19 protein-coding genes are annotated in these 25,109 nt (G+C 70.8%); 12 read left to right on the top strand and 7 right to left on the bottom strand.

Annotated features, from left to right (window positions below):
- Window positions 1–5 precede the first annotated feature (5 nt).
- Window positions 6–2,342, bottom strand: coding sequence for an alpha-L-fucosidase (locus BM076_RS01620; RefSeq protein ID WP_093711467.1), 2,337 nt, complete (start codon window positions 2,340–2,342; stop codon window positions 6–8).
- A gap of 431 nt (window positions 2,343–2,773) precedes the next feature.
- Here BM076_RS01620 and BM076_RS01615 point away from each other — a divergent pair, with 431 nt between their 5' ends.
- The 6 genes from BM076_RS01615 (at window position 2,774) to BM076_RS01590 (ending at window position 10,761) form a co-directional block, all read left to right on the top strand.
- Window positions 2,774–4,210 (top strand): RICIN domain-containing protein, encoded by a 1,437-nt coding sequence (locus BM076_RS01615; protein WP_093711466.1) that lies wholly within the window; start codon window positions 2,774–2,776, stop codon window positions 4,208–4,210.
- 165 nt (window positions 4,211–4,375) lie between these two features.
- The gene (locus BM076_RS01610) at window positions 4,376–5,296 is read left to right on the top strand and encodes a carbohydrate ABC transporter permease (RefSeq protein WP_093711465.1); all 921 of its coding nucleotides are present in this window, start codon (window positions 4,376–4,378) and stop codon (window positions 5,294–5,296) included.
- A 4-nt stretch (window positions 5,297–5,300) separates the two neighbouring features.
- A complete protein-coding gene (locus tag BM076_RS01605) occupies window positions 5,301–6,251 on the top strand; it encodes a carbohydrate ABC transporter permease (RefSeq protein ID WP_093711464.1) in 951 nt (316 codons plus the stop codon).
- Window positions 6,252–6,347: 96 nt separating this feature from the next.
- Complete coding sequence (locus BM076_RS01600; RefSeq protein ID WP_093711463.1) at window positions 6,348–7,700, top strand: ABC transporter substrate-binding protein; 1,353 nt, start codon at window positions 6,348–6,350, stop codon at window positions 7,698–7,700.
- A 186-nt stretch (window positions 7,701–7,886) separates the two neighbouring features.
- Window positions 7,887–8,876: a LacI family DNA-binding transcriptional regulator gene (locus tag BM076_RS01595; protein ID WP_093711728.1), complete on the top strand. Its 990-nt coding sequence runs from the start codon at window positions 7,887–7,889 to the stop codon at window positions 8,874–8,876.
- Between the two features lie 133 nt (window positions 8,877–9,009).
- Window positions 9,010–10,761, top strand: a complete 1,752-nt coding sequence (locus tag BM076_RS01590) for a glycoside hydrolase family 35 protein (RefSeq protein WP_093711462.1) — start codon at window positions 9,010–9,012, stop codon at window positions 10,759–10,761.
- A 228-nt stretch (window positions 10,762–10,989) separates the two neighbouring features.
- Here BM076_RS01590 and BM076_RS36355 read toward each other — a convergent pair whose 3' ends face one another.
- From BM076_RS36355 to BM076_RS01580, 3 genes are all read right to left on the bottom strand, one after another.
- Entirely contained in the window at window positions 10,990–11,136 is a 147-nt protein-coding gene (locus BM076_RS36355; protein ID WP_177246273.1) for a hypothetical protein, read from the bottom strand.
- Between the two features lie 271 nt (window positions 11,137–11,407).
- Entirely contained in the window at window positions 11,408–12,943 is a 1,536-nt protein-coding gene (locus BM076_RS01585) for an FAD-binding protein (protein WP_093711461.1), read from the bottom strand.
- A gap of 226 nt (window positions 12,944–13,169) precedes the next feature.
- On the bottom strand, window positions 13,170–14,318 hold the full coding sequence (locus BM076_RS01580; RefSeq protein ID WP_093711460.1) for an FAD-dependent oxidoreductase: 1,149 nt from the start codon (window positions 14,316–14,318) through the stop codon (window positions 13,170–13,172).
- 164 nt (window positions 14,319–14,482) lie between these two features.
- Here BM076_RS01580 and BM076_RS01575 point away from each other — a divergent pair, with 164 nt between their 5' ends.
- Window positions 14,483–15,103 carry a TetR/AcrR family transcriptional regulator gene (locus tag BM076_RS01575; protein ID WP_093711727.1) on the top strand — a complete coding sequence of 207 codons (621 nt, stop codon included), beginning with the start codon at window positions 14,483–14,485 and terminating at the stop codon, window positions 15,101–15,103.
- 24 nt (window positions 15,104–15,127) lie between these two features.
- Here BM076_RS01575 and BM076_RS01570 read toward each other — a convergent pair whose 3' ends face one another.
- Together BM076_RS01570 and BM076_RS01565 are read right to left on the bottom strand one after the other, a co-directional pair.
- Complete coding sequence (locus BM076_RS01570; protein ID WP_093711459.1) at window positions 15,128–15,943, bottom strand: hypothetical protein; 816 nt, start codon at window positions 15,941–15,943, stop codon at window positions 15,128–15,130.
- Window positions 15,944–16,002: 59 nt separating this feature from the next.
- The gene (locus BM076_RS01565) at window positions 16,003–17,721 is read right to left on the bottom strand and encodes an ABC transporter family substrate-binding protein (RefSeq protein ID WP_093711458.1); all 1,719 of its coding nucleotides are present in this window, start codon (window positions 17,719–17,721) and stop codon (window positions 16,003–16,005) included.
- Window positions 17,722–17,908: 187 nt separating this feature from the next.
- Between BM076_RS01565 and BM076_RS01560 the strand changes: the two genes are divergently transcribed.
- From BM076_RS01560 to BM076_RS01540, 5 genes are all read left to right on the top strand, one after another.
- Window positions 17,909–18,892, top strand: coding sequence for an ABC transporter permease (locus BM076_RS01560; RefSeq protein WP_093711457.1), 984 nt, complete (start codon window positions 17,909–17,911; stop codon window positions 18,890–18,892).
- Between the two features lie 21 nt (window positions 18,893–18,913).
- Window positions 18,914–19,849 (top strand): ABC transporter permease, encoded by a 936-nt coding sequence (locus tag BM076_RS01555; RefSeq protein WP_093711456.1) that lies wholly within the window; start codon window positions 18,914–18,916, stop codon window positions 19,847–19,849.
- Window positions 19,846–21,945 carry an ABC transporter ATP-binding protein gene (locus BM076_RS01550; protein ID WP_093711455.1) on the top strand — a complete coding sequence of 700 codons (2,100 nt, stop codon included), beginning with the start codon at window positions 19,846–19,848 and terminating at the stop codon, window positions 21,943–21,945. The genes BM076_RS01555 and BM076_RS01550 overlap by 4 nt, the downstream gene beginning before the upstream one ends.
- A 354-nt stretch (window positions 21,946–22,299) precedes the next feature.
- On the top strand, window positions 22,300–22,953 hold the full coding sequence (locus tag BM076_RS01545) for a DUF5134 domain-containing protein (RefSeq protein WP_093711454.1): 654 nt from the start codon (window positions 22,300–22,302) through the stop codon (window positions 22,951–22,953).
- 204 nt (window positions 22,954–23,157) lie between these two features.
- The gene (locus tag BM076_RS01540; RefSeq protein ID WP_322934415.1) at window positions 23,158–23,439 is read left to right on the top strand and encodes a hypothetical protein; all 282 of its coding nucleotides are present in this window, start codon (window positions 23,158–23,160) and stop codon (window positions 23,437–23,439) included.
- Between the two features lie 163 nt (window positions 23,440–23,602).
- Here the strand turns inward: BM076_RS01540 and BM076_RS01535 are convergent, their stop codons facing one another.
- Window positions 23,603–24,955 carry a chitinase gene (locus BM076_RS01535; protein ID WP_093711452.1) on the bottom strand — a complete coding sequence of 451 codons (1,353 nt, stop codon included), beginning with the start codon at window positions 24,953–24,955 and terminating at the stop codon, window positions 23,603–23,605.
- Window positions 24,956–25,109 lie beyond the last annotated feature (154 nt).

Here is a 25,109-nt window from a genome sequence, read left to right as displayed (position 1 = left end):
TGGGGTCACAGGGGAACGAGGCGCCAGTCCTGGTTGGCTCCGCCGGTAACTGCCCATTGGATGACGGCGGCGCCGTCGGCCGTGGAGGCGTTGGCGACGTCGGCGCACCAGCCGGTGCGGACGTTGACCAGGTGGTAGTAGCCGCTGGTCGCGGAGGGGACGAGTTTCCAGGACTGGTTGGTGGAGGCGGTGTCGGTCCACTGGTCGAGGGCGGCGCCCTGGGTGGAGCTGCCGGGGCTGTCGAGGACTTTGCCGCTGCGGGAGTTGAGCAGTCGGTACGATCCGTCGCTGTTTGCCTGCAGGAGCCAGTGCTGGTTCGTTCCGCCCGTGGCGGGCCATTGGATGACGACCGCGCCGTCGTCGAGTGATGCGCCGTTGACGTCCAGCGTCTTGCCGCTGTTGCGGTTGATGAGTTGGTACGTGCCCAGGTCGGCGGTGAAGGGCCGGTCGTAGATCTCGAGCGACCTGATGGAGGCCCACGTGCCCGCGGGGAGCCCGGTGACCGTGACGCGGACGTACCGTGTCTGCGCGCTGAAGCCGACGGACTGCACCTGCCCGGACAGCGGCGTCGCGGTGAAGTCGGCGAGCGTCGTCCAGGACGTGTTGTCGGTGGAACTCTCGATGCGGTAGCGGTAGTCGGCGGCGGTTTCCCAGGCGATGCGGGCGCCGGTGACGGCGCGGGCCGAGCCGAGGTCGACCTTCAGCCACTGTCCCGTGCTGCCGCTCGACGCGCACCAGCGGGTGGCGGTGGATCCGTCGACCGCGCTGGATGCGGGGTTGCCGGACTGCTGGCTGCTGGCGGTCGCGGTGTGCCCGGCGGCGATGTCGGCGGGCTGGACGGTACGGTCGAGGAGGATCGCGATCACGCTGTCGTCCGCGTAACGGGTGCGGTTGACGCCGCTGACGGTCACCCGCTTGTCGCTGCCGAGGCTGTAGGGGAGCGCGCTGCCGGTGGCGACGTCGTAGACCTTGCTGATCTGCGCGTCTCCGATCGACGGGCTGGTGAACGAGGTGCCGCTGTAGCCGGGCAGCAGGTGGACGAAGACGGTGCTGTTCTTGTAGGTGTAGCCGTACTGGCCGTCGACCGGTTGCCAGGGGCCACCGCGCGTGCCGTAGACCGCGTCGCCGCAGGCCTTCATGAAGGTGCCGATCTTCCGCAGCAGGCTCGCCTGGCCGTCGGATATGGTTCCGTGCCGGTCGGGTCCGACGTTGACGATCACCGTCATGTTGCGGATCCAGGAGTTGACAAGGACGCTCATGGCGGTGCCGTACGCCATGACCGTGGCCGAGGAGTTGTAGCCCCAGGAGCCGTCGACGGTGAAGGCCTTTTCTGTCGCGCCGGTGCGGATCGGGCCGGTGGGCACCGATCCGCCTTCCTCGCTGGCGTAGTCGCCGGCCCATCCGGAGCGTGAGGTGCACACGATGTCCGGCTGGTGCTTGCGGACCATGCCCATCAGCCCGAGCGGCCTTCCCGCGCTGTCGGTCTCCCCGTAGGCCGCGTCGACGGGCCATTGGTTGGAGGTGTCGCGGTACTGGCCGGGCTCCCAGAAGAAGGCGCCGTCGGCGTCCGAACCCTGTTCGGCGATCCAGCCGCCGTCCCACCACAGGTCGTCGATGGTGCCGTACTGGGTGACGAGTTCCTTCACCGACTCGTACACCTCGGTCTTCATCACCCGCGCGTTCTCCTTGTGCGCGGGGTCGGTGGTGTAATTCCACGGGTTGGGCGCGCAGTTGGTGCCGGTGACGTCGTAATAGCCCGGGTAGCGCCAGTCGATCGGCGAGTAGTACAGGCCGACGCGCAGGCCGGCGGCCCGGACCGCGGCCACGTAGTCCTTGACGAAATCGCGGCTCAGCGGGGCCTGCCCCGCGCTCCAGGCGTTGGGATGATTCAGCGGCCACAGCGCGAATCCGTCATGGTGACGGGTGGTCAGCACGGTGTACTTCGCGCCGAAGTCGGTGGCGAGCTGTGCCCAGGCGGTCGGGTCGTAGGCGTCGGCGGTGAACTGCTCACTGGTCGCGTCGGTGACGTACGTGCGGTAGTCGGACGGCGTGACCGGCGCGTTGTGCATCCACCACTCGCCCTTGGCGGGGCCGGAGTACACACCCCAGTGGATGAACATGCCGAGCCGGGCGTCCTGGAACCAGGCGATCTTGCTGTCCGGCTGCTGGGCCAGGCCCATGTCGGACACGGGGATACGCGGTGGCAGCAGCGGAATCGCCTGCGCCGTGGGGGTCGCCGCCATGGCGGGAGGCGCTTGGGCGAGGCGGCCGACGGCAGCAGCCACCGTGGCGGCGGCAATGCCGGTGAGCACACTGCGGCGAGTCGGGAGGTGTTGGGGCACGGCGATCTCCTCAAACGAACAGAGAGCCACACATCCGGAAGGTTGCCGAGGGTGTGGGCGGGGGCGGCTCGGTTACGCACACTGGGAACGTTCCTGCATGGTTACGCGAACATGACGCCGAGAGACGCAGGAGTCATCGGATGAATTAACGACCGCTGGGCCGACGATGTCCAGAGTCGGGGCAAAAATTCTCGGAGATCAAGAGAATATTTGAACGAAGGTCCGTCGCGGCAAGAGGAGTTGAGCGGCACGCATGCCGGCCGAATCATCCGATGGCCGTTGTCTGTCCGATCCGTTGACCGTGGGGTGGCCCACGCCTACGGTGCTCCCTCAAAAGCAAACGGAATCGCACATGGCGCACGTCGGTGTTCTGGCCGGTCTTCCGTGCCGGACATCCGGCAACCTCAGCCCCCTACCTCGGAGGTCCTCCCGTGCTTCCTCGCCCGCGACCACTCGTCCTCGCCGTCCTGGCGTGCGTGCTCGCCCTGCTCTTCGCCGCCGTACCCGCTCAGGCGGCGCCGGTCACCGTCACCAACGCCACCCAGTTCACCGACACGTCGGGAGCGGTGGTGCACGCCCACGGCGGAGGGGTGATCAAGGTCGGCTCCTCCTACTACTGGTTCGGTGAGAACCGCAACGCCGACAACTCCTTCCGCTACGTGTCGGTCTACCGGTCCACCGACCTCAAGACCTGGGAGTTCCGCAACAACGTCCTCGCCCAGTCCAGTGCGTCCGAACTGGCCACTGCCAACATCGAGCGCCCGAAGGTCATCTACAACGCCACGACGCACAAGTACGTGATGTGGATGCACAAGGAGACCTCCGCCGACTACTCGCAGGCCTGGGTCGCGGTCGCCGAGTCGGACACCGTCGACGGCGACTACACCTACCTGGGCAGCTTCCGGCCGCTGGGCATCACCTCGCGGGACATGACGCTCTATCAGGACACCGACGGCAGCGCCTACCTGGTCTCGTCGGCCAATGAGAACGCCGACCTGGACATCTTCAAGCTCACCGCCGACTACACCGGCGTCGCGAGCCTGGTCGCCAATCCCTGGCCCGGCACGTACCGCGAAGCCCCCGCCCTCTTCAAGCGCGGCGGCGTGTACTTCATGCTGACCTCGGCGAACAGCGGCTGGAGCCCCAACCAGCAGCGGTACGCCACCGCGACCAGCCCGGCCGGGCCCTGGACGCCGATGACCGACGTCGGCGACCACACCGCCTACGGCTCCCAGACCGCCTACGTCCTTCCGGTCCAGGGCAGTTCGGGCACCTCCTACCTCTACATGGGTGACCGGTGGGGCAATTCGATCGGCGGTTCCGTCGAGGACTCGCAGTACGTGTGGCTGCCGCTGACCTTCCCCACGGCGACCACCATGGACATGCCCTGGTACCCGCAGGTCGCCGTGGACACCGCGGCCGGCACCGTCACGGGTGCCGGCGGCGGTCCGTACGACACGCTGACCGCCCGGCACAGCGGCAAGTGCCTCGACGTCGCCGACAATTCGGCGGCCGACGGCGCCACGGCGGCGCAGTGGACCTGCAACGGCGGGCTCAACCAACTGTGGCGGCCGACCGACGCCGGGGGCGGCTACGTCACGATCGTCGCGCAGCACAGCGGCAAGTGCCTGGACGTCTCCGACGCCTCAACGGCCGCGGGTGCCTACGTCAACCAGTACTACTGCAACGGCGGCACCAACCAGCAATGGCTGCCCCAGGACCAGGGCAACGGCTACGTCCGCTTCCAGGCCCGGCACAGCGGCCAGTGCCTGGACGTCACCGGTGCCTCCACCGCCGACGGCGCCCGCCTGATCCAGTGGACGTGCGGCGGCGGCGCCAACCAGCAGTTCCGCGAAACCGCGCGCTGAACCTCGCATCCGTGCACGTCCCTTGACGCCGCGCTGCGTCGGCTGCAACGATCGCCGGCACCGATGTTTACGTAAACGTCGGTGCCGTGCGCAGCGCAATGTTTACGCAACCATCACGCGACCCGACTGGGCTCGCGCGTGCCGTCACGACCAGAAACCTCTCTCATGGCCCTCTTGTCACCCCCGGGCACCGGGCGCCGGCCGGCGCGCAGACGTCCCGGGCACCGTCCGCGCTGGACGGGGCTGGGATTCGTCAGCCCCTTCCTGATCGTCTTCGCGCTGGTCTTCCTGGCACCGATCGCGTACTCGGTGTATCTGAGCCTGTACCGGGACCAGTTGATCGGCGGGAACCACTTCGTCGGCCTCGACAACTACCGGCAGGCGTTCACCGACCACGAGTTCTGGTCCGGGCTCGGCCGGGTCGGGCTGTTCCTGGTGATCCAGGTACCGGTCATGCTCGGCCTGGCGCTGCTGGCGGCTCTCGCGCTGGACAGCGGGCGCCTGTACGGACGGAATTTCTTCCGCGTCTCGATCTTCCTGCCGTACGCGGTGCCCGCGGTGGTCGCGACGCTGATGTGGGGCTTCATGTACGGCAATCGCTTCGGTCTGGTGGCGAGCCTCAACGAGCACCTGCACACCTCGATCCCCGACCCGCTCGGCCCGCGCTGGGTGACGGCCGCCATCGGCAACATCGTCACCTGGGAGTTCACGGGCTACAACATGCTGATCTTCTACGCGGCTCTGCGGGTGATCCCCGAGGCCCTCTACGAAGCGGCCGAGATCGACGGCGCGGGACAGTGGCGGGTGATCACGGCGGTCAAACTCCCCGCCATCCGCGGGGCGCTGGTCATCGCCACGGTCTTCTCCGTCATCGGCACCTTCCAGCTCTTCAACGAGCCCAGCATCCTCAAGGCGCTGGCGCCGAACGCGATCTCGACCTACTTCACCCCGAACCTCTACACCTACTCGCTCTCCTTCGCCGGCCAGCAGCACAACTACGCCGCCACCGTCGCGATCGTCATGGGCCTCGTCACGATGGCCGTCGCCTACACCGTCCAGGTGCGCGGCATGCGCAAGGGGGCGTGAGCGCATGACCGCTCCCGCCCGGTTGGGCGAGGCCGGACCGGCGGCCGGAGCCGCCGCCCCGCGCCGCCGTCCGTATCCGCTGCCCGTCCGCGTCCGGCGCCGTACGGACCGGCGTTCCCGGCGCAGCCCGCTGCTGACCGGCCTCACCGCCGTGGTCACCCTCTACTCGCTGCTCCCGCTCGTCTGGCTGGTGATCAACGCCTGCAAGACCCAACCGCGGCTCCTGGACTCCTTCGGACTGTGGTTCAGCGGCCGGTTCGCGCTCTGGGACAACATCCGCGAGACATTCGGCCACGACCACCACATCTTCGTGCGCTGGCTGCTCAACACCTTGCTGTACGTGGTCGCCGGGGCCGGCGGCGCGACCCTGCTCGCCGTCCTCGGCGGATACGGGCTGGCCAAATTCGTCTTCCCCGGCCGCCGGGCGATCTTCGCGGTCGTCATCGGCGCCGTCGCGGTGCCGGGCGCGGCCCTGGCGGTGCCCACGTTCCTCATGTTCAGCAGGATCGGCCTGACCGACACCCCGTGGGCGGTCATCGTCCCGTCGCTGGTCTCACCGTTCGGCCTCTACCTGATGTGGGTGTTCGCCGCCGAGGCCGTACCGGACGAACTGCTGGAGGCGGCCCGGATGGACGGCTCCGGCGAGATCCGCACCTTCTTCCGGATCAGCCTGCCGCTGCTGGCACCCGGCATCGTGACGGTCCTGCTCTTCACCACCGTCGCGACCTGGAACAACTACTTCCTCCCGCTGATCATGCTCAGGAACCCGCACTGGTACCCGCTGACGCTCGGGCTCAACGCCTGGAACGAGCAGGCCGCGACAGCCGGCGGCCAGCCCGTGTTCAACCTCGTGATCACCGGCGCGCTGCTCACCGTCGTCCCGCTGATCGCGGCCTTCCTGCTCCTCCAGCGGTACTGGCAGTCCGGCCTCGCCGCCGGAAGCGTCAAGGAATAGCCCGGCGGCGGCGCGCACACCGACCCGGCGCGGCCACCTGCCGCACTGATCCGGAACCCACCCGCACATCCACCTCGCACAACGGAGTGACATGAGATGACGTACATCGTTCGGCGCCGCTGGGCGCACGCAGCCGCCGCGGCCGTCGCCGCGACCCTGGTCCTGGCCGCCTGCGGCTCCTCGGACTCGGGTTCGGGCTCAGGGTCGGCGAAAGCCGCCGACGGGGCCGCCGCGGCGAAGGCGGCTCTCGCCAAGGGCGGAACGATCACCGTGTGGGCCTGGGAGCCCACGCTCAAGCAGGTGGTGGCCGACTTCCAGGCGGCGTACCCCAAGGTGCACGTGAACCTGGTGAACGCGGGGACCGGCAACGACCAGTACACCGCACTGCAGAACGCAGTTCAGGCGGGCAAGGGCGTACCCGATGTCGCCCAGGTCGAGTACTACGCCCTCAGCCAGTTCGCGCTCGGCAAGTCGCTCACCGATCTCGGCGACTACGGCGCCAAGAGCCTGTCGAAGACCTACTCGCCGGGTCCGTGGAACGCGGTGAACATCAACGGCGGCGTCTATGGACTGCCGATGGACTCCGGCCCCATGGCGCTGTTCTACAACAAGAAGGTCTTCGACACGTACAAGCTCCCCGTGCCCACCACATGGGAGCAGTACCTGGACGACGCCCGCAAACTGCACAAGGCCGACCCGAAGGCGTACATCACCAGTGACACCGGCGACGCCGGGCTGACCACCAGTCTCATCTGGCAGGCCGGCGGGAAGCCGTACACGGTGGACGGAACCAAGGTCACGGTCGACTTCGCGCGGGACGCCGGCACGGCCGCGTACACCAAGGTGTGGCAGCAGCTCGTCTCGGAGCACCTGCTCGCGCCCGTGCCCGGCTGGAGCGACCAGTGGTACAAGGGGCTCGGCGACGGAACCATCGCGACCCTGGCGACCGGGGCGTGGATGCCCGCGAACTTCGCCTCCGGCGTCAAGGCCGCCGCCGGCGACTGGCGGGCCGCGCCGCTTCCGCAGTGGCAGACCGGCGCGCACGCCGGCGCCGAGAACGGCGGCAGCTCGCTCGCGGTGATGAAGGCGGGCAAGAACCACGACCTGGCATACGCCTTCCTCCAGTACGCCAACCAGGGACCCGGCGTCCAGGCCCGCATCAAGGGCGGCGCCTTCCCCGCGACGACCGCCGACCTGAACTCGCCCGCCTTCCTGGACACCACGTTCCCGTACTTCGGCGGCCAGCAGGCCAACCGGATCTTCTCCGACGCCGCCAAGGACGTCCTGCCCGGCTGGTCGTACCTGCCGTACCAGGTCTACGCCAACTCGATCTTCAACGACACGGTCGGGAAGGCGTACGTCTCCGGCACGTCGCTGACCGACGGTCTGCGCGCCTGGCAGGACAAATCCGTGGCGTACGGCAAGCAGCAGGGCTTCGGCGTCGGCTGAGGCCGCACGTCCACCCTGGCCCGGGGGACGCGGACCGGCGTCCCCCGGGTCCTAGAATCCGGTTCACGGCCACAGCGGCGAAACCGCGGATGAGGTGCAGAAAGCGACGTGGACAACAGCGACAACACGGCCGGCGACGGACCGGCGGGCGACGGCACCGCCCGGCGCCGCAAGCGCGGCGCCTCCATGGGAGACGTCGCGCGGCTGGCCGGCGTGTCCGCGCAGACCGTCTCCCGGGTGTCCAACGGATACGAGGGCGTGGTGGAGACCACCCGCCAGCAGGTACTGGCCGCGATGAAGGAACTGGGCTACCGGCCGAACAGCGCGGCCCGCGCGCTCAAGAGCGGCCGTTTCCACACCATCGGCGTCATCACCTTCAACCTCTCCACCACCGGGAACACCCGCACCGTGGAGGCCATCGCGACCTCCGCCGCCCAGGAGGGCTACGCCACCACACTGCTGCCGGTCGCCGTACCGACCCAGGACAGCGTCCGCGGCGCCTTCACCCGGCTCGGCGAACTGGCCGTGGACGGCATCGTCATCCTCATGGAGGTCCACCTGCTCGACGCCGCCACGGTCGCGCTCCCGCCCAGGACCCACGTGGTCGTCGCCGATTCCAACGCCGGCGACCGCTACCGGGTCGTCGACACCGACCAGGCAGGCGGCGCCCACGCCGCCGTACAGCACCTGCTCGACCTCGGACACCGCACCGTCTGGCACGTCGCGGGACCGGCCGAGTCCTTCGCCGCCGAACGCCGCGTCACCGCCTGGCGCGACGCCCTGCGCACGAACGGCCGGGCCGCCCCCGAACCGCTGCGCGGCGACTGGTCGGCCGAATCCGGCTACCGCGCCGGGACGGTCCTGGCCGACCAGCCGGACTGCACGGCGGTGTTCGTCGCCAACGACCAGATGGCGCTCGGCGTCCTGCGCGCCCTGCACGAACGCGGCCGGCGAGTACCGGACGACATCAGCGTCGTCGGCTTCGACGACATCCCCGAGGCCGCGTCCTTCCTGCCGCCCCTCACCACCGTGCACCAGGACTTCTCCGAAGTCGGCCGCCAGTGCGTGCAGTCCGTGCTCCAGCAGATCCGCAACGACCAGGAGGAAACCGGCACCACCCTGGTCGCCACCCGGCTCGTCGTGCGCGACAGCACCGCCCCGCCGCCGATTTCCTGACCCGCCGGTCCGGCCGGGCCACGCAGCGCCGCGTCGCCCCACTCGACATTCGAACCCGGGCCGGCACCCCGACGTCCGGAGCGGTCTCCGGACACCACCACCGGAGCGACCTCCGGAGAACAGGCACACCATCATGTCTCCACTCGCGGTCACGTCCGACGGCTTCAGCCTGGACGGCGAACCCTTCCGGATCATCTCCGGCGCCCTCCACTACTTCCGGGTCCACCCCGCCCACTGGCAGGACCGGCTGCGCAAGGCCCGGACAATGGGCCTGAACACCGTCGACACCTACATCCCGTGGAATCTGCACGAGCCGGTACCGGGAGAGCTGCGCACCGACGGCGGGCTCGATCTCCTCCGCTTTCTCGACCTGGCCGCCGAGACAGGTCTGCGTGTCCTGCTGCGCCCGGGTCCGTACATCTGCGCCGAGTGGGAGGGAGGCGGTCTCCCCTCGTGGCTGCTGGCGGAACCCGGCATCCGTCTGCGCACCACCGACCCCCGTTACCTGGCCGCCGTCGACGCCTACTTCGAACGGCTGCTGCCGCTGCTCACCCCGTACCTGGCCACCCGTGGCGGCCCGGTGATCGCCGTCCAGGTGGAGAACGAATACGGCGCCTACGGTGCGGACCGCGCCTATCTCGACCACCTGACCGGCCTGCTGCGCCGCCACCATGTCGATGTGCCGCTGTTCACCTGCGACCAGCCCGCCGATCTGGAACGCGGCAGCATCCCCGGCGTTCTCGCCGCCGTCAACTTCGGCAGCGGCGCCGAACGCCACCTGCCCGCGCTGCGTGCCCTCCGCCCCGAACAGCCGCTTCTCGTCACCGAGTTCTGGAACGGCTGGTTCGACCGCTGGGGCGGCCCGCACACCGTCCGCCCCGCCGCCGACGCGGCACGGGAACTCGACGCGATCCTGTCCGCGGGTGCGAGCGTCAGCCTCTACATGTTCCACGGCGGCACCAACTTCGGTTTCACCAACGGCGCCAACGACAAGCACACCTACCGGCCGACCGTCACCTCGTACGACTACGACGCGCCCCTGGACGAAGCGGGCGACCCGACACCGAAATTCGCCGCTTTCAGGGACGTCATCGCACGGCACGCCGCCGTCCCCGACGGGCCACTGCCGACACCGTCGAAGAAGCTCACCATGCTGGGGGTACCCCTGTCGGAGACCGCGCCGCTGCTCGACGACACCGCCCCGGACGGACACCGACACCGCGTCGCCGAACAGCCCCTGACGATGGAGCAACTGGGGCAGGACTTCGGCTTCGTGCACTACACGAGCGAACTACCCGCGGCCGGCCCGACGCACCTGACGATCGACCAAGTGGCCGACCGCGCGCAAGTGTTCGTCGACGGCAGCCCGGTCGGCGTGCTGGAACGCGAGCACCACTCCACCGCGCTCACCTTCACCACCCCACGCGCCGGCGCCCGCATCGACGTCCTGGTCGAGAACCAGGGGCGCGTCAACTACGGCGCCGCTCTCCACGACCGCAAGGGCATCCTCGGCGCCGTGCGCGTCAACGGCGCTGTCCTGACCGGGTGGACGCACCGCAGCCTCGACCTCACCGACCTCGGCCACCTGCCTTTCGCCGCCGCGGGCCACCCGCCCGTGGGCCCGGCCTTCCACCGCGGCACCTTCACCGTGGAAGAACCGGCCGACACCTGGCTCGACCTGACCGGCTGGACCAAGGGCAACGCCTGGATCAACGGCTTCCACCTCGGCCGTTACTGGGCCCGCGGGCCCCAACAGCGCCTCTACGTGCCCGGACCGGTCATGCGGCGCGGCGACAACGAAATCACCGTCCTGGAACTCCACGCCACAGCCCAACCCTCCGTCGACCTGCGCGACACACCCGACCTCGGCCCGACACAGGAATGAACGCCGGGGGCCGGGGCCGCGTCTGTCAAACGAGTGGTGTGACCGGGGTAGTCGAGGCGAGTGATGCGCTGCCGACAGGCGGCCGTCGAAGGTGATGTCGAAAGCGTTGAGCACGGTCTTCCAGCGCATGGTCCAGCGGACCTGGCCTCTGCCGGTGGGGAGGAGACAGGCGATCTTGTCCCAGTGAGTGGCGCGGTCGGGCTCAGCGCGGAGCTTGGTGAGGATCCGTCAGTTCTCCAGGTGGGCGAACCCGCCTTCGACGGCACGCGGCCAGCGGCCAGCAGCCAGAACCCGGTTCACCGCCTTCTGCCTGCGGCGAGCTTGCGGTAGCAGGTGGCCTTGAAGCCGGATCAGGCGTCTCTTGTCGTCGGTCATGGCGAGGAAGTGCAGACCGTGACGGTGGTGCTTGCCGGAAAAGTGCTTTCGGCGAGCGCCCCTCGACCATCGCCGAGGTGCAGCGGGCCCGACAGGCGGACATGATCTGCGGGACTGGCTGCCGCCCACCGTGGTGGAGCCGGAGGACGACGGCGAGCCCTGACGCGCCGGCCAACGCGCCGATACGCTGACGCCATGGAGCCCAGCCAGGAACCCACTGGCCGCCTTTCGGACGAAGAGTTCCGTGTTCCGACCGTTCTTGTGGCCGTTCTCAGGCCGGGGTGCCGGTCGGGGTGGGGAAGATGTGCTGGCCGGGGGTCAGGAGGGCGCAGGGGTCGTAGCGGTGTTTGGCGGCGGTGAACTCCGGCCAGGACCTGGCGTATTGGCTGCGCCAGTCCGCGGGGCTCATGGGGATGGTGCCCACCGGGTACTGGGTGCCGCCGGCCGCGCGGACCGTCTCGTACATCGCGTGGTTGGCCGCGACGCGAGCGGCGACCGCGGCGGGGTCGGCCGGGTCCAGGGTCCACAGGACGGCCAGGAGGTACGGCACCGGGTCGTCCGGCGTCCGCAGCAAGGGGGTGTGCAGTCGGGCGGCGGAGAGCGGGTAGAGCAGGACGACGCCGCCGGGGCCGGTGTCCTGTCCGGCCATCCGGTCCAGCAGGGTGGCGGCGAGCGCGGCGGCGCGGTCGCCGGGCAGCAGCAGGTTCAGCCAGGGGTGCGCCCAGGCCCAGACGCCGGCCGCTTCCAGTGCCGCGACGCCCGGGGCGAGCCGGTTGAGGAAGTCGAAATAGCCCAGGGTCTCGGCGGTGACCGCGCCGGACCGGTCGTAGCGCAGGCCGCGCAGCAGCGCGGTGTCGTCCGGTTCGGGTCCCGCGGGCGGACCATAGGCGGTCGCCTCGATGACGTAGCCGGTGAACGCCCCCGTCGCGTCGGGGGCGATCGAGCCCTCCACATAGGCGAACCGCCCGTCGCGCACCAGTCGCCGCTGGTCGTCGAGGTAGGTGGCCAGGTCGGTGTACGGCAGCAGGAAGTGCCGTACGGACGTGGGGGCGGTGACCAGCCGCAGCGTCGCGGAGACGATGATGCCGCACTGGCCGAGTCCGGCGAGCACCGCCCGGAAGAGGTCGGGGCGGCGGGTCGGGGAACAGCTGACCAGCTCCCCCGCGCCGGTGACGACCTGGAGCGCGGTGACGTTGTCCACCTGCGCGCCGTGCCGGTGCGACTGGCCGCCGAGTCCGCCGACCGACAGGGTGCCGCCGACCGACAGTTCCAGGTAGTCGGTGAAGACCGGCGGAGTGAGGCCGTGCGCGAGGGTGGCCCGGACGACCGCGCTCCATACGGCGCCGGCGCCGACCGTCACCGTTCCGGTGCCGCCGGCCAGGGCTCGTACCGGTCCGATCGTGTCCAGCGGCCCGGTCTCGATGATCAGCCCGCCGGCCACCTGCGCCTGGCCGTTGGTGCCGTGGCCCTGGCCGCGGGCGGCGACCTGGATGTGGTGGGTGTTGCAGAACCGGACCATCGCCACGATGTCGGCGACCGAGCCGGGCCGCAGGACGGCGGCCGGGCGACGGTGCACGGTGTGGCCGAAGTCCTCCGCGTCGGCGGCGAGCGAGGCGGGGTCGGTCAGCAGCGTGCCGTCCAGCTTCGGCACGCCGGCAAGCTTGTTGCCCACGGTGTGTGCGGTGTCCGCGGAGTGCGGGCGGCCCGGGCCCGCGATCCAGGAGCGGGCCGTCGGGTCGAAGGCGATGACGCCCACCCCCGCGGCCATGCTGTGCAGAACGGTCCGTCGGGTGGGCTGATGGGGCATGCTCCGCCTCCTCGGCAGGTCGCAACGTCTCTCGTACGGTGTCCCTCGTACGGTGCGGCGGCGCCCGTCGCGCACAGGCCGACGACCACAGCGATGCTATCCGCAGCGGTCTCCACCCGCAGCGTCATCGACGGTACGTGTTCCCGTGTCGCGCTGCGCCGCCGATCGGCGTACCCCCGAGGCCACCACGGGACTTCGGCCCGCCGGTGCCGCCCCGGCGACCCGCTCACCGCCCCGGCGCTGGGGCGTCGTCGCCGAAGTCGGGGACCTCGGCGGAGAGCAGGTCTTCCGCGGCGCCGTCCAGGACGCGGGCGTGCTCGGCCGAGCGCGGCAGCATCGTCTTCTCGTAGGCGCGGACGGCGTCGTCCACGGTGGCCGCGTTCGCGAGGGCGAGGGCGAGGTCGCTCGCGTCGAGCATGGCGAGATTGACGCCGACGCCGAGCGGCGGCATCAGGTGGGCGGCGTCGCCGAGGAGCGTCACGGCCGGGTGGTGCGCCCAGGCGTGCGGGACGGGCAGGGCGAAGATCGGGCGGTCGACGTAGGGCCCGTCATTGTCGGTGATCATCCGCCGCAGGGCGGGCGACCAGTGTGCGTACCGCTGGAGCAGCAGGGCGCGGACGGCGTCGGTGTCCTGCGGCGACAGGCCGCTCGCGGCGATCCAGTCGGCCGGGACGCGCTGGATCAGATAGACGCGGATGTGGTCGCCGCCGTTGCGCTGGGCGAACATGGCGCGCTCGCCGTCGGCGGCGTGCGCGCCGCCCTGGCCGACCAGGGCCGCGATCTCGGGGTGCCGGGCCTCGACGTCGGTGAACCACGCCTCCAGGAAGCTGACGCCGCTGTACGCGGGAACAGCGGGCGAGAGCGCGGGCCGCACCCGGGAGAAGGCGCCGTCGGCGCCGATCACGAGGTCGGACTCGATCGTCGTGCCGTCGGTGAGGTGCAGTACGCGCGGCCCCGCCTCGGGCCCGCCGACCCGCTCCACGCCCTTCCCCCAGCGGACCGTGCCGGGCCGCAGGGAGCCGAGCAGCAGGTCGCGCAGCACGCCGCGGTCGATCTCCGGCTTGAACAGGTCGTCGGGGCCGGGCATCTGGTGCGCGGTGATCGTGCCCGCCGGGTCCAGCTGCCGCATTTCCTGTCCTTCGGGCCGGGCGAGCCGGAAGAACTCGTCGAGCAGACCGGCCTCGCGCAGCGCGATCTGGCCGTTGTCGGCGTGCAGGTCGAGGGTGCCGCCCTGGTCACGGGCGTCCGGGCCGGCGTCGCGGTCCAGGACGGTGACCGTCAGGCCGTGCCGCTGGAGGATGCGGGCGCAGGTCAGCCCGCCGGGGCCGGCCCCGACGACGGTGATCCGCGCGGACGCGGGAGTGGGAGACGTCATGAGGTGTCCTTCGTTCGTGGCGGCCCCGGTCGGGCCACCGGCTCTGAAAGTAGAGTACGAAGAAAAGTGAAGTGACACAACTTTTTTACGGATGCTACCTTTGAGAGGGCAAGCCCGGAGCGGAGCCGGGGCGAGGCGAGGACGTCATGGAGGTGGCGCAGATCATGAGTGAACCGTCGGACACCACCGCGACCGCGGTCGGCCGTCGCGAGCGCAAGAAGGCCGCCACCCGGCAGGCCATCGCCGACGCCGCCCTCCGGCTGTTCCTGGAGCGCGGCTACGACCACGTGAGCATGAGGGACATCGCCGAGACCGCCGATGTCTCGACCGCCACCGTCTTCAAGCACTTCCCCGGCAAGGAGGCCCTGGTCTTCGACCGGGAGGAGAGCACCGACGCACAACTCGTCGCCGCCGTACGGCACCGGCCCGCGGGCCTCGGCGTCCTGGACGCCCTGCGCGCCCATGTCCTCGCGACCTGGCTGCCGATCGCCGAACACCCCGAGCACGAGGCGTTCACCCGGCTCGTCGACACCACCCCGGCCCTGCGGGCGTACGCGGAACGGATGTGGACCCGGCACACCGACACCCTCGCCGCCGCGATCGCGGACGAGTGCGGCGTCCCCCGCGGCGATCTCGCCTGTACGGCGCTGGCCCGGTTCGTCCTGGAGGTCCCCGCCCTGGCGCAAGCACGCGAGGACCGCGCGGCGGCGGTCGGCGAGGTCTTCGACCTGCTCGCCAACGGCTGGCGCCCGCCCGCCGCCCGGTCGACCGGTCCGCGCGCCTGACCGGAGCGCCCGGTCGGGATCCGCTCAGCGCCCGAGCGCCCGCCGCAGTGTGCGGCCGTGCCGCGTCCTGAGCCGGCGCGTCTCCCAGACGCTCACCGCGGTGATCGACAGCGGGCCGCCGAAGGTCGCCACGAACCGCACCGCCGCCGGGGCGCCCGCGTACGGGTTCGTCACCAGGTCCTGCACCGCGTTCTCCCACGTCAGGGCGATCGCGATGACGGGCGGGAGGATCTCGTGGACGTCGGCGGTCCTGAACATGTACGCCAGCGCCAGGCCGGTCCCGTAGAAGAGGAACACGACCACCCACACCGTCACGGCGGACAGGACGAGGTGGTACGCGAGCGTCAGGTCGTCGTCCGCGCCGGGCCGGTCGCGATCCGGCACCGACCAGAACTCCCCCTCGGTGAGCGCGCCCGAGGCGAGGAGCGCGACGTACGCGACCGCGCCGCCCAGCGCCAGCAGCGCCCCGAGCGGCTTCAGCGACCGCCGCAGATACAGCCGCCGCAGGTGCGGGCGGCTCGCCACGACGAACGCGCCGACCGTGACGGGGAAGGTCACCGCGAGCAGCGCGACCAGGTCCGCGACCTGGTCGAAGCGCCGCGAGGCGACGGCCGCCGGGTCCGAGGCGAGCCGGTACGCGACCAGGATCCACACGATCGCGGCGAAGCCGACCACCATGCGCAGCAGTTGGATCCGGCGCACCACCGGATCGTGCACCCGGTCGGGCCGCGACGGCCGACACACCTGCCGTCCGGCCGCGACCGGATTCAGCAGCCGACCCGCCCGCCGCCACCGCGCCACCGGCCGCGACGGTCCCTCTGGCACGGCGTTCTTCGTCATCCCCGACCAGATATCACACCCCTTCCGGTTTGCGGCGAAATGCCACGTTTCCGAAACGGTCAGCCGGTGGTCCAGCCCATCGTGTTGTAGTCGGTGTCGGCCAGGCCCGAGGCGCCGAAGTTGGCCAGGCCCTTGCGCACCGCGAGGATCTGCGGTCGTTGGTACAGCTCGATCGAGTGCACCTGCTCCCAGATCTCCGCGTCCGCCTGGTTGTAGAGGGCGTCGGACGCGCTCTGGTCCGTGGTCGCCGCGGCCTTGTCGAGCAGCTGCTGGATCTCCGGGGTCGCGACCCGCCCGAAGTTGCCGTAGACCTGGGTGGCGCTGGGCGTCTGGAAGGTCGAGTACAGCAGGGTGTGGAAGACCGCGTCGACATTGCGGAAGCTGACCAGGTCGAAGGCGCCGGTGTTCACGTACTTCGTGAAGTAGTCGTCGGTCGGCACCGTCTGGATCTTCACCGTGACGCCCGCCGCCGCGAGTTGGGCCTGCACCAGCTGCGCCTGGTCGGTGGCCGAGGAGCTGGAACCGGCGCTGATCACGTACTGGAGCACGAGCTGCTTGCCGTCCTTGGTGCGCGGCTTGCCCGCCCCGTTGTCCTTCCAGCCGGCCGCGTCCAGCAGCTTCTTGGCGCCGGCCAGGTCGTAGCGGCCCCACTTCCCGCTGTTGTCGCGGTAGCCCTCCTGGTTGGGCATGAAGAAGTGGTTGCCGAGCGGCTGGACCGGGAAGGGCAGGTCCTTGGAGAAGGACGCGAGGATGCCCTTGCGGTCGATCGCGAGGTCCACGGCCTGCCGCACGGCCAGGTCCTTGAGGGGGCCGCGGGCACCGTTGAAGGTGATGTGCACCTCGTCCCAGCGGGCGCCGCTCCTGATGTCGGTGCCGGGGTCCTTCACCAGCCGCTTGTAGTCCTCCGGCTGGATCGCCGGGGCGTAGTCGATCTCCTTGTTGAGATACGCGTCGGTGTACGCCGAGGCGTCCAGCGCCCGGTAGATGATCGAGTCCAGCTTCGGCTTGACGCCCCACCAGGCGGGGTCGGGCACCGTGGTGATGGTCTGCGCGGTCTTGTCGTACGAGCCGACCTTCCAGGAGTTGCCGGTGATCGGGATCTTCTCCAGCCAGCCCTTGTTGAACAGGTCGGGTGTCGCGATCGCCGGCGCGGGCAGCAGCGGCCGGAAGAGCCGCTTCCAGTCGGCGTACGGCGTGCCGAAGGTGACTTTCACCTGCTGGTCGTCCGTGCCGCGGGTGACCGCCGAGATCCGGTCGTAGCCGCTGGTGTCGGCGACCCGGTAGCGGTCGTCCTTGCCGTTGAGCGCCTTCCACTGCGTGGCGAAGTCCTGCCAGCTCAGCTGCTTGCCGTCGGACCACTTGGCCTTCGGGTTGAGGGTGTACGTCACCACCTGGGGGCTGGTGGAGGTCACCTCGGCCGAGACGAGGAAGTCCTTGTCGAGCTGCGAGACGCCCTGGGCGTCGTAGGTGAACAGGCTCGGCTCCACCTGGGAGACGATGCTCTGGCCGTCCCCCTGGGTGCCGTCCACCTGGTAGAAGTTCCACTGCGTGATCCACTGCTGGATCCCGGTCTTGAAGGTCCCGCCCTGCTTGACCCTGCTCGCGGGCTGCGGGTTGATCTGCTGCGAGCCGACCGCGGGCGCCGCAGAACCCTTCGACGCGTGGCCGCCCTTCGGTGTGTCCGAGTCGTCGGAGGAACCACTGCACCCCGCCATCACCAGCGTGGCCGACAGGGTCACGGCGGCGGCGGTGACGGGTCCGGCGTATTTCCTGGGCATGGGGTCCCTCCCTCGTCGAGCACAGCACAGCAGCACCGCGTGCCCCACGGGGATCGGTGCTGCGCGCCGAGGTTAGCCCGCATCGCAGGCCACATCCGCCCCTGTAGTAATGCTGGCATGTTCTCTTCATGTTGCTGCAACACGTGGCCACGAAGATCGTCGAAGACCCCGAGGAGAGGACCCGGACGTGGCGGCGTATGTGGCCAGAAGGGCGGGTTACTACGTGGCGCTGCTGCTGGTGGCGGTATGCCTCTCGTACACATTGGCCGCCACCGCGCTCCAGCCGCGGGCGTACTTCGAGGCCCGCCAGCCGCCGCCGCGGCCCGCGGCCGTCGACGCCCAGCTCACCGCCCTCGGCATCGACGACCGCACCCCGCTCTACGACCGGTTCGGCCACTGGGCGGCGCACGCGGTGCGCGGCGACCTCGGCCGGACCATCGACGACACCTCCGTCAACGACGAGTTCGGCCGTCGCGTCGGGGTGAGCCTGCGGCTGCTGCTGGTCGGCACCCTGGCAGGGACGGTGCTGGGCATCCTCGCCGGCGCGTGGACGGCGGTACGGCAGTACCGGCTCTCGGACCGGCTGGTCACCGTCGGCTCCTTCCTGCTGCTGTCCACACCGGTGTTCCTGCTCGCGGTCCTGCTCAAGATCGGCGCGATCCGGCTCAACCAGGCGCTGGGCACGGACCTCATCCGCTTCACCGGGGAGACGACGCCGGGCCTGCGGGGCGGCTGGTGGGCCCACGCCAAGGACCGGGCGGTGCACCTGCTGCTGCCGTCGCTGTCCATCGGCCTGATCACCATCGCCACCTACAGCCGGTACCAGCGCAGCACGATGCTCGACGTGCTCGGCTCGGACTATCTGCGCACGGCGCAGGCCAAGGGCCTCACCCGCCGCAAGGCCCTGCTCAAGCACGGGCTGCGCACCGCGCTCATCCCGATGTCGACCTTCTTCTCCTACAACTTCCTCGCCGTCTTCACCGGCGCCATCTTCACCGAGGCGATCTTCGGCTGGCACGGCATGGGGGAATGGCTGGTCGGCTCGATCGGCAAGGACGACGTCAACTCCGTCGTCGCCGTCAGCTCCTTCGCGGCCGTCGTCGTGCTGTTCTCCGGCCTGGTCGCAGACGTGCTGCACGCCGCGCTCGATCCGCGTATCCGCCACTCCTGACAGGAACCCCACCACACCGCCATGGCAACCGCCCCCGAAGCCCTGCTCGCCGAGGCCGCCTCCGACGACGGCCTGGTGGCCCGCCCGCCGAGCCGGGCCAGGGTCACCCTGCGCCGCTTCCTCGCCCACCCCACCGCGGTGGCCGGACTCGCCGTCGTGGCGCTGCTGTTCGTCCTCGCCTTCGCCGGACCGCATCTGACCCGGTGGAGCTACAGCGACATCGACTACACCGCGCTGCGCTCCGGGCCGTCCGCCCGGCACTGGTGGGGCACCAACAGGATCGGCCAGGACGTCTTCGCGCAGACCGTGCGCGGTCTGCAGAAGTCCCTGATCATCGGGTTGTTGGTGGGTGTCGCGGCCACCGCGGGGGCGGCGACGGTCGGCGCGTGCGCGGGCTACTTCGGCGGCTGGACCGACCGGCTGCTGACCTTCGTCACCGACCTGCTGCTGATCTTCCCGAGCTTTCTGGTGATCTCCGTCGTCTCGCCGCGCCTCAAGGGCGGCGGCTGGCTGGTGTTCGCCCTGCTGCTCGCCCTCTTCGGCTGGATGATCACCGCCCGGGTGGTGCGGTCCATGGCGATCTCGCTGCGCGAGCGCGAATTCGTGCGCGCCGCCCGCTACATGGCCGTGGGACCGCTGCGGATCATCGCGCGGCACATCGTGCCCAATGTCGCGTCCTTCCTCATCATCGACGCCACCATCGCGGTCGGCAGCGCGGTGATGAGCGAGACGGCGTTGTCGTACTTCGGCTTCGGGGTGCAGCCGCCCGACGTGTCGCTCGGCACCCTGATCGCCGACGGCACCGGCGCCGCGATCACCTATCCGTGGATGTTCTTCTTCGCCGCGGGGCTGCTGGTCGTCTTCGTCCTCGCGGTGAATCTGGTCGGCGACGGGCTGCGCGACGCGATCGACCCGACCTCCGCGCGCCGCCGGCCGGGGCGGAGGCGGGCCCGATGAACGATCCCGTGCTCGACATCAGCGGCCTCACCGTCGACTTCGGCGGCGTGCCCGCCGTCCGCGGCGTCGATCTCCACCTGGGCCGCGGCGAAGTCCTCGGCCTGGTCGGCGAGTCCGGCTCCGGCAAGTCGGTGACGGCCCTGGCCGCGATGGGCCTGCTGCCGGCCGCCGCGCACGTCGGCGGATCCGTACGGCTGGACGGCGCCGAACTGGTCGGCGCCGGCGACAAGGCGCTGTCCCGGGTGCGCGGCAATCGCGTCGCCATGGTCTTCCAGGACCCGCTGTCGGCCTTCACCCCCGTGTACCGGATCGGCGACCAGATCGTCGAGGCGATACGGACCCACCAGGACCTGTCCCGCGAGAAGGCCGCCGCGCGGGCCGTCGAACTCCTCGACCTGGTCGGCATACCCGAGCCGCGGCTGCGGGCCGCGGCCTTCCCGCACGAGTTCTCCGGCGGCATGCGGCAGCGTGCCATGATCGCCATGGCCGTCGCCAACAACCCCGACGTGCTGCTCGCCGACGAGCCCACCACCGCGCTCGACGTCACCGTGCAGGCGCAGATCCTCGACGTGCTGCGTACCGCGCGCCGCGAGACCGGCGCGGCCCTGCTCCTGGTCAGCCACGACCTCGGCGTCATCGCGGGCATGGCGGACCGGGTCGCGGTGATGTACGCGGGCCGGATCGTCGAAACCGCCCCGGTCGACGCGCTGTTCGCCGCTCCCCGCATGCCGTACACGCTCGGCCTGATCGGCGCCGTGCCGCGCCTGGACGCGGATGCGGAAGGACGGCTCGAGCCCTTGGTGCCGATTCCCGGCGCCCCGCCCGCGCCCGGGGCGCTGCCGCCCGGCTGCGCCTTCGCGCCGCGCTGCCCGCTGGCCGAGGACCGGTGCCGGGAGACGGAACCGCTGTTGACGGCCGCGGGGCGCGCCGGGAAGGCGACGCACCCGGCCGGCGCCGCGGACCCGGCGCATCTGGCGGCCTGCGTACGGGCGGAGGAGGTCGGTGCGCTCCGGCCGCTCGACGTCTTCCCCGTCCCCGGCACGGACGGCGCCCTGCGGAAGGCAGGACCGGGCGGCGGACGGCCGGTCGCGGACGACGTCCTGCGGGTGACGGACCTGGCCAGGACGTTCCCGCTGCTCAAAGGGGCGATCGTCAAACGCCGGGTCGGTTCCGTGCACGCCGTGGACGGCGTCGACCTGGACATCCGGGCCGGTGAGGTGCTGGGCCTGGTCGGGGAATCGGGCTCGGGCAAGTCCACGACACTGTTCGAGATCCTGGAGCTGCGACCGCCCGAGCGCGGCAGCGTCGAGGTGCTCGGCCGGAGCGTGGAAGGGCTCACCCGGCGGGACGCGCGGGCGTTGCGCGCGGGCGTGCAGATCGTCTTCCAGGACCCGATGGCCAGCCTCGACCCGCGGCTGCCCGTCGGCGACATCGTCGCGGAACCGCTGCGCGCGCAGCACGCGGACCGCGCCCTGGTCGCCCGCCGGGTGCCGGAACTGCTCCGCCGGGTGGGCCTGGAGCCGGCCCACGCGGACCGCTTCCCGCACGAGTTCTCCGGCGGCCAGCGGCAGCGGATCGGCATCGCGCGCGCCCTCGCCGTCGACCCCCGACTGCTGATCCTGGACGAGCCGGTCTCGGCCCTCGACGTCTCGGTCCAGGCCGGCATCCTCAATCTGCTGCTGCGGCTGCGGGCCGAACTGGGCCTGGCCTACCTGTTCGTGTCGCACGACCTGTCCGTGGTCCGGCACGTCGCGGACCGGGTCGGCGTGATGTACCTGGGCCGTACCGTCGAGACAGGCGCCGTCGCCGAGGTGTTCGCGCGGCCGCTGCACCCGTACACCCAGGCGCTGCTGTCCGCGGTGCCGCTGCCGGACCCGGTACGCGAACGGGCCCGCACCCGGATCCTGCTGCCCGGCGACCCGCCGAGCCCCACGAGCCGCCCGTCCGGCTGCCCCTTCCGCTCCCGCTGCCAGGTCTTCGCGGCTCTCGATCCCGGCCGGAAAGAACGCTGCACCACACAGGCGCCGGCGCTCGCCCCGCAAGGCGGCGACCACACGGCCGCCTGCCACTTCCCGGCCGAGCGGGCGGTCCTCTAGCGTCGGTCGCGCGGCCCGACCCGGCAGCCGTCCCCTTCTACGGTCGGCCCGTCCCGGTCGCGTCGCGGTGCGCGTCCCCAGGAGGGCCTCGACACCGCAGTGGCGGGCATGCTCGATCAGGTCATCGCCTGGTCAGGGGCGCTGCGGGAGGTCCGCCGGAGCATGACGCGGACACCAACGGCCGCCTGAGGCGCGGCCTTTGACCGGCCGCCGCAGGAACTCGCACGCCTCCGCGCCCGACGTATAGGTCAACGGGACCGAGCGGCGGGAGCACAGCATGGGCAGCGGCGGCACAGCGCAACGGGCGGCGCGACGCGTTCGACGAGCACGCAGCACCCCGGCGGGGGCCGCCGCGTGATCGCCTCGCACGGGCTGCGCTGGATACTCACCGTCCTCTTCGGCATCCTGACCGCCTTCGGTGCGGCCCGGGCGCGGCGCCCCGGGCCGCCGGGAAGCGGCCGGGCCGCGGACCGGCCGACCCATCTCCTGCACGCCTGCATGGCGTTGGCCATGACGGTCATGGTGTGGCCCTGGGGAGCACACGTCCCGGCGGCGCCGCAGGCGGTGTTCTTCGGCCTGGCCGCCGTGTGGTTCCTCGTCCCGCTCGCCCTCGGGCCGGTGCGCTCGCGGCATACGGGCGCCCCGCCGCATCCACCGGCCCACGCCGTACCGCACGCCGTGATGATGGCCGGCATGGCGTGGATGGCGGCGGTCATGCCCACCATGGACATGCCCTCGCACCCCACGGCCTCCGGCGGCCCCGGCCCGACGCACGCCATGCAGGGGATGCCGAGGATGCCGGGCATGGCCATGCACCTCGACGGCGCCGCCCGCCAGATCTCCGCCGCCCTGATCGTCCTCTTCGCCGTCATGGGCCTGTGGTGGCTCGCCCGTTCCCTCGGCACGCCACGGACACGCGCCGACGCGCCGATCGCGGCGTCCGCCGACGCGGCGTGCCACGGGGCGATGGCTCTCGGCATGGCGCTGATGTTCCTCGCCATGATGTGACGCCGCGCCCGGCCGGGACGACGAGACCGCGGCGCGCGGACGGCTCCGCCGGGCGCGCGCATAGGGTGATCGCACGGAGAAGCGATCGGGTGTGTGGGAGGCGGGGCCGTGGGGACGTGGGGGGCCGGGAATTTTGACAGTGATACTGCCGCGGATCATCTGGCGGAGTGGGTCGACCGGCTGGTGGGCGAGGTGACGGGGGCGATGGGCGGGGATCCGGTGGAGCTTGAGCCGGATGAGTACTGGGGGGTGGCCGTGCCCTGCAATCTGGAGCTGCTCGTCATGCTGGGCGAGCGGGGGTGGGTGGGCGTGACGCTGCCGGCGGCCGGGGTGATCCGGGGCTGGCAGGAAACGTTCATGGCCGTGTGGGAGCGGTCGATCGACGGGCTGGGGCCGAAACCCGCGTACAAGGCGGAGCGCCGGGCGGTGCTCAACGGGACGTTCGAGCGGCTGGCCGCACTGGCGGAGGAGGCCGCGGCCGGGTAACGCGGCAGACCGTTACTCGCGCCGCCGATGATCACGGGTTATGTTCCGCCGACGCATATCGGGGGCCGGGGCAGGTGGGGGACATGACAGAAGAATCCGGCGGCCGTCGGCCGGGCGGTCGCCGCCCGGCCGACAGGGGGTGGGGCGCCGGGCCCCGGGTGGTTCAACTGGGGATGTTCCACTGCTGGTTGGCGCTGTCGTAGCAGGTCCAGATCTGCAGCCGGGTCCCGTTGGCGGAGCTGGGGCCCGTCGCGTCGAGGCACTTGCCGGAACCGGTGTTGACCAGTTCGCCGTTGGACTGGTGCTGCCACGCCTGGGCGCCGCTGCCGTTGCAGTCGTAGAGCTGCACCTTGCTGCCGTCGGCCGTGCCCGCGGACGCCACGTCCAGGCACTTGCCGAGCGCCTTGACCGTACCGTCGGTGCCGACGGTCCACTGCTGGGCGCCGGTTCCGTTGCAGTCGTAGAGCTGCACCGCGGTGCCGTTGGCGCTGTTGGCCCCGGCGATGTCGACGCACTTGTTGCCGTAGCCGGTGATCTGGCCGGTCTTGCCTGAGCCGGTGCCGCCACCGCCGGTGCTGCCACCGGTGAGCTTGTTGAAGATGCGGGAGTAGGCGTAGCCGGTGCCCTTGTCGTAGTAGTCGACCTCCCAGAAGGACAGTTCCTGGATGCCGTTGGCGGCGGCGAAGCTCTCCAGGGTCTGGGCGTCGGACTGCGAGAAGTACTCGTTGTCGTCGTTCTGTCCCGCGATCGGGGTCAGGCCCATGCGGCCGTACGCCGCCGAGGTGGAGATGCCGTACAGGCCGGCGAGCTGGTTGGCGGTGCCGCGAGCGGCGGATTCGGCGTCGTTGAGGGCGTTCTCGCCGTCGCCGAAGTCCATCGTCATCAGATTGACGGCGCTGACGTTGACGCCCTTGTTCTTGGCGTCGCTGAGGACGTTGTACTCCTGGCCGGGCAGCCCGCCCGGGTCCACGGCGAGGGTGTAGGCGACCTGCACGGATGGGTTCTGCGCCTGGAGGGCGGCCAGCGCCTGGTTGCGCCGCTGGTTGGCGGCGGTGTCGCCGAGGGTGCCGCCTTCGATGTCGAAGTCCAGGCGGTTGATGCCGTAGGTGTTGACGATGTTGGCGTAGGCCGCGGTCAGGGAGGACACGGAGGTGCAGGTCTGGGCGAGTTCGCCGCCCTCGGCGCCGCCGAAGGAGATGATCACGGTGCCGCCGGCCGCCTTGAGGGCGTTGATCTGCGAGGTGTAGGCGCCCACCGAGTCACCGCTGCCCTCCCAGTACGGGGTACAGCCGGACCGCGGGATGAGGAAGGCCAGCGTGTAGTACTTCAGGCCGGTGGCGTTCATGTCCGCGGCCATGTCGTTGATGCTGTTGCCGTCGACCTGCAGATACGGAGCCGCGAAGTGGGCCGGCAGCGCCGGACCGGCGGCGTGGGCCTCACCGCCGGCGCCGACGAGGGCGCCGGTCGCGGCGAGAGCTGTCGTTGCAGCGGCGATGATGCCGCGTTTGACGCGCATGCTGACTCCATGGGGCCGGAGATGTGGGGAGGAACTCGGCCAGGCAGAACGGGAGTTTGCGCGTGTACGGACAACCGCGTCAAGCTTTTAGGCAGGAAACCTAACCAACGATCCGTTACATCGGGACGCACCGGAATGACGCGGCTCGCTCTGA

Origin of the sequence: Actinacidiphila alni, assembly GCF_900112845.1 — a bacterium.
In the GTDB taxonomy this organism is placed as follows: domain Bacteria; phylum Actinomycetota; class Actinomycetes; order Streptomycetales; family Streptomycetaceae; genus Actinacidiphila; species Actinacidiphila alni.
The sequence above is the reverse complement of the archived record's forward strand: the minus strand, read 5'-3'. Positions and strand labels throughout refer to the sequence as shown.